General features: G+C 75.9%; 7 protein-coding genes. 5 read left to right on the forward strand and 2 right to left on the reverse strand.

What is annotated here, in order from left to right:
* Positions 1-26 precede the first annotated feature (26 nt).
* Positions 27-905 (forward strand): alpha/beta fold hydrolase, encoded by an 879-nt coding sequence (locus ACFUVW_RS19545; RefSeq protein ID WP_430572964.1) that lies wholly within the window; start codon positions 27-29, stop codon positions 903-905.
* On the opposite strand, the gene ACFUVW_RS19550 is transcribed toward ACFUVW_RS19545, so the two are convergent.
* On the reverse strand, positions 802-1635 hold the full coding sequence (locus tag ACFUVW_RS19550; protein ID WP_430572965.1) for an ROK family protein: 834 nt from the start codon (positions 1633-1635) through the stop codon (positions 802-804). The genes ACFUVW_RS19545 and ACFUVW_RS19550 overlap by 104 nt on opposite strands.
* A gap of 27 nt (positions 1636-1662) precedes the next feature.
* Here ACFUVW_RS19550 and truA point away from each other — a divergent pair, with 27 nt between their 5' ends.
* Positions 1663-2565: a tRNA pseudouridine(38-40) synthase TruA gene (gene truA / locus ACFUVW_RS19555; RefSeq protein WP_430572966.1), complete on the forward strand. Its 903-nt coding sequence runs from the start codon at positions 1663-1665 to the stop codon at positions 2563-2565.
* Positions 2566-2591: 26 nt separating this feature from the next.
* Here truA and ACFUVW_RS19560 read toward each other — a convergent pair whose 3' ends face one another.
* A complete protein-coding gene (locus ACFUVW_RS19560; protein ID WP_429764740.1) occupies positions 2592-3005 on the reverse strand; it encodes a DUF5709 domain-containing protein in 414 nt (137 codons plus the stop codon).
* A 124-nt stretch (positions 3006-3129) separates the two neighbouring features.
* Here ACFUVW_RS19560 and ACFUVW_RS19565 point away from each other — a divergent pair, with 124 nt between their 5' ends.
* The 3 genes from ACFUVW_RS19565 to rpsI all read left to right on the forward strand — a co-directional run bounded on the left by ACFUVW_RS19565 (position 3130) and on the right by rpsI (position 4914).
* Positions 3130-3708 (forward strand): DUF937 domain-containing protein, encoded by a 579-nt coding sequence (locus tag ACFUVW_RS19565; RefSeq protein ID WP_430572967.1) that lies wholly within the window; start codon positions 3130-3132, stop codon positions 3706-3708.
* 235 nt (positions 3709-3943) lie between these two features.
* Entirely contained in the window at positions 3944-4393 is a 450-nt protein-coding gene (gene rplM / locus ACFUVW_RS19570) for a 50S ribosomal protein L13 (protein WP_429764738.1), read from the forward strand.
* Positions 4394-4425: 32 nt separating this feature from the next.
* Entirely contained in the window at positions 4426-4914 is a 489-nt protein-coding gene (rpsI, locus tag ACFUVW_RS19575; protein WP_429727868.1) for a 30S ribosomal protein S9, read from the forward strand.
* Positions 4915-4942 lie beyond the last annotated feature (28 nt).

The following is a 4942-nucleotide window of genomic DNA, read 5'->3' on the forward strand; positions in this document are numbered from 1 at the left end:
GTCTCGTCGTTCCTAGGCTGGGGCGCATGGCAGCCCGCCCCGACGCGCCGCCCCGGCCCGCGCCCGTGCCGGTCGTGCTCGTGCACGGCTCCCGCACGTCCGCGACGATGTGGCGACGCCAGCTCGCGGCGCTGGAGCGCGCCGGGGTCCCGGCCGTCGCGACCGACCTGCCCGGGCACGGCACACGCCGGGGCGAGCCGTTCACCCTCGACGGCGCGGTGGCGGCGCTCCGCCGCGACGTCGACGCGCTGGGCGGTCGCGCGCTGGTGGCCGGCCTGTCGCTCGGGGGGTACGTCGCCATCGAGCACCGCGCACGCCATCCCGAGCAGAGCGCGGGCCTCGTCGCCGCGGCGTGCTGCACGGTGTCCTCGTCGTCGCTGCGGCCGGCGTGGCTGTCGCTCGCCCGCTGGATCGAGGGCTGGCCCGACCACGGAGCCCGACTCAACGAGACGTTCGTGCGCCTCGCGCTCGACGTCGACGGGGCCCGGGACCTGGGCGCCGGCGGCTACGCGCTGACCGCCATGGCCCAGGTGCTGCAGGAGCTCGGCCCGACCGACACCCTGGGCGCGCTCGCGGCCGCGAGCAGCCTCGTGTGGCTCGTCAACGGCCGGTACGACCACTTCCGTGCCCAGGAGCGCGCGTTCGTCGCCGCGGCCCGTGCCGGCGGTGCGCCGACGCGGCTGGTCGTGGTACCGCACGCCCGCCACCTCGTGAGCCTCGACGCGCCCGTCGCGTTCACGCGGATCCTCCTCGAGGCGCAGGTCGCCGCCGGAGCCGCCGAGCGGGGCCCGATCCGGGCCGTCAGGACAGGGGCAGGTCCCACGCCCGCGCGCCGCCGACCAGGGCGGCGGAGTTGGGCACGACGACGACGTCGTCGCCCAGGCGGTCGAGGGCGGCCGGGGTGATGCGGCGGGCGTTGCCGCCCCCCAGGTACAGGCGGTCCCAGAGGAACACCGGGCGCAGGCCGTCGACCATCGACACGACCCGCCGCGACCACAGGCCGTCGCCCAGCCGCCGCCGCTCCGGCTCGCCGATGTACTGGTCGTACGTCGCGCCACGGCGCACCGGGGCGTGCGACCACTCCAGGTGCGGCGCGAGCAGGCCGCCGTCGAACAGCGCGGAGCCCAGCCCGGTGCCGAGCGTGAGCACGAGCTCGACGCCGGAGCCCGCGACGACCCCGGCGCCGTGCACCTCGGCATCGTTGAGCACCAGGGCGGGCACGCCGAGCCGGCGGGCGAGCGCGCCGCGGACGTCGAAGCTGGCCCACGCCTCCACGAGCTCCGGGAGCACCCGCGAGCGCGGCCCCGAGCGCGTGACGTAGTGCGGCGTGTGGACGACCACGCCGTGCCGGATCATCCCGGGCATCCCGAGCGTCACCCGGTGCGCGGCGGGCAGGCGCTCCGCGATGCCGGCCACGGTGTCCAGGAGCAGGTCCGGCGGCAGGGGATAGGGGGTGGGGACCCGCACCGGGGTCGCGTGCGCCGTGCCCGCGGAGTCGAGCACGGCGGCCTTGATGCCCCCGCCGCCGCAGTCGACGGCGAGGGTGAGCACGTCGGAGGGAGCGGGGGCACGGGAGGTGCCGCCGCCGGGACCGGGTCCGGGGGTGCGCGCCGTGGCGCCGGGGTCGACCATCACGGGACATCATCCGGCCACAATGGGGCGGTGAGCACGCCGACACCCCCCGCCGACGCCCTTCGGGTGCGGCTCGACCTCGCCTACGACGGCACCCACTTCGCGGGCTGGGCCACCCAGCCGCGCCTGCGCACCGTGCAGGGGGTGCTGGAGGACGCCCTCGCGACCGTGCTGCGCACCGGACCCCTCGGCCTGCCCCGCCCGCGGCTCACGGTGGCGGGGCGGACGGACGCGGGGGTGCACGCCCGCGGACAGGTCGCGCACGTCGACGTGCCGCGCGAGCGCTGGGAGGAGATGCCGGGCCGTTCGGACCGGGAGCCCGGCGTCGCGCTCGCCGACCGGCTGGCCGGCGTGCTGCCGCCCGACGTCGTCGTGCACCGGGCCGCGGAAGCGCCCGCCGGGTTCGACGCGCGGTTCTCCGCGCTGCACCGCCGGTACGCCTACCGGGTGGCCGACCGCCCGGAGCTGCGCGACCCCCTGCGTCGCGACTGGGTGCTGTGGCACCGCCGCCCGCTCGACGTGGACGCGATGCACCGCGCGATGCAGCCGCTGGTCGGGCTGCACGACTTCGCCGCGTTCTGCAAGCCCCGCGAGGGCGCGACGACCATCCGCGAGCTCACGCACCTGTCGTGGGAGCGTCCCGTGGACGGACCCGACGCCGGGCTGGTCGTCGCGACCGTGCAGGCCGACGCGTTCTGCCACTCGATGGTGCGCGCGCTGGTCGGCATGTCGTTGGCCGTGGGGGAGGGGCGCCGGGGCCCCGACGACCCCGCCGCGGTGCTGGCGGGCCGGTCCCGCTCGGCGGCGGCCGGCGTCGTCGCCGCGCGGGGGCTGACGCTCGAGCACGTCGCCTACCCGGACGACGACGAGCTCGCGGCGCGCGCCGAGCGCGTCCGCGCGCGGCGGGACCCGGGCGAGGTCGGCGCCGGCTGACCCGCGGGGCGGCGGGCGTCGGGGCGCTACGGCTCCTCGACCCAGTGCACCGCGGCCTCCTCCGCGCTGGCCCCCGCGCCGTCGATCCCCGCGTCCTCGCCGTAGACGTCGTTCTCGCGGTCGCCGTCCTCGCCCGGGTCGGCGAACGGGTCCTCCGCGAGCCGACCGGCGCGGGTCGTGTCCGGGCGGTCCAGCGGGTCGCGCTCCCAGACGTCGGGCTGCTCCTCGGCGAGGCGACGGTCCAGCGGCTCGCCGGCGGACTCCTCCCACGCGGTCTCGCCCCAGTGGTTCGAGCGCGACCGCTCCAGGGGGGAGTAGCCCTCGTCGAGGACGTCGTCGAGCTCGGGGTCGAGGAGCGTGTCCTCCTGGGGGAGCTGGTCCTCGTCGCCCTCGGCGCCGGTCTCGGGGTCCGGGGTGGTGCCGGGTGTCTCCTGGGTCATGTCACCACGGTGCACCCGTCGCGGCGTGCCCGCAGCCCCGTCGGCGCGCGGTTGCGGTGCCGGCGTCGCGCACTAGCGTGGCTCGCAGGTGCGCCCGCCGGGCGCGGCACGACAGGAGCCCAGCATGTCCCGCGAACCGGCCGACGCGTCCTTGGACGACCTGCTCGCCGAGCTCCCGATCGACCAGATCGCCGGACGGCTGGGCGTCGACGCCGAGCAGGCCCAGCGGGCGGTGGGCGGGGCGCTCCCCGCGCTCTTCGGCGGGCTCAAGGCGAACGCCGACGACCCCGCCGGCGCGGCGTCCCTGGCGGGCGCCCTGTCCCAGCACGACCCCGGCCTGGTGGAGGGCGGGATCGACGTCGCGCAGGTCGACACGGCGGACGGCGAGAAGATCGTGGACCACGTCTTCGGCGCGAAGAAGGACCAGGTGGTGGCGCAGCTGTCCGGTGCCGCCGGCACCGACTCGGGGATCCTGCAGAAGCTGCTCCCGATCCTGGCGCCGCTGGCGCTGTCGTACCTGTCGAAGAAGGTCGGCGGCGGCCAGGCGCCCGCGCCCGGCGGGACGGCGGAGCGGTCCGCGGCGGGCGGCGGGCTCGGGGACCTCCTCGGTGGCCTGCTCGGGGGCGGCGGGTCGTCGGGCGGCCTCGACGTCGGCGGGGTGCTCGGAAGCCTGGGCGGCCTGCTCGGCGGCGGCCGCCGCTGACCCGGCCCGTGCCCGCGGGGCACGCGTGACCAGCGTCGCTTTGACCCCCGTACCCGGCCGCCGCTAAACTGGCTCGTCGTTGTGCTATGCCTCCGGCGTCCCGCGTCGTCAGCGCGCCCACTCGCACCGACGACGCCACGGCCAGGACGCCACCCGGAGCACCCGCGCACAACACCTGACTCATCGGGCGCCGCTTCTCGCCCGACGACACCGAACACGAAAAGGTGACGCAACCGTGCGTACTTACACCCCCAAGCCCGGCGACGTCCAGCGCGACTGGTACGTCGTCGACGCGACCGACGTCGTCCTCGGCCGCCTGGCGTCCCAGGTCGCCACCCTCCTGCGCGGGAAGCACAAGCCGACCTTCGCCCCGCACGTCGACGGCGGTGACTTCGTCATCGTCATCAACGCGGACAAGGTCGCCCTGAGCGGCAACAAGCGGGAGACCAAGCTGGCCTACCGCCACTCCGGCTACCCGGGTGGTCTCCGCTCGGTCAACTACGGCGAGCTTCTCGAGAAGAACCCCGAGCGGGCCGTGGAGAAGGCCGTGCGCGGCATGCTCCCGAAGACGTCCCTCGGTCGCGACCAGCTGGGCAAGCTGAAGGTCTACCGCGGCGCGGAGCACCCGCACGCGGCGCAGCAGCCCAAGCAGTTCGAGATCACCCAGGTTTCGCAGCAGGCCTGAGCCGCTGCCGGATGCAAAGCGAAGGATTCACAGTGGCCGAGACCACCGTCGACACCGAGCTGGACGAGAACACGCCCAGCACCTACACCTCTGAGTCCGCCGCGCCCGTCGCGGACGGCGGCCAGTCCATCACCGCTCCCGGCGCAGCCGTCGGTCGCCGTAAGGAGGCCGTGGCGCGCGTGCGCCTCGTCCCCGGCACCGGGACGTGGAAGATCAACGGTCGCACCCTCGAGGACTACTTCCCGAACAAGGTGCACCAGCAGCTCGTGAACTCGCCGCTGAAGCTGGTCGAGGTCGAGGGCCGCTTCGACGTCATCGTCCGCATCACCGGCGGCGGCCCCTCGGGCCAGGCCGGCGCGGTGCGCCTGGGCATCGCCCGCGCGCTCAACGCGATCGACGCCGAGGCGAACCGCCCCGCGCTGAAGAAGGCCGGCTACCTCACGCGTGACCCGCGTGCGGTCGAGTCCAAGAAGGCCGGTCTCAAGAAGGCGCGCAAGGCGCCGCAGTACTCGAAGCGCTGATCGAGCGCTCCTGCGGTCGACACGGTCG

Source organism: Isoptericola sp. NPDC057391, assembly GCF_042668085.1.
In the GTDB taxonomy this organism is placed as follows: Bacteria; Actinomycetota; Actinomycetes; order Actinomycetales; family Cellulomonadaceae; genus Isoptericola.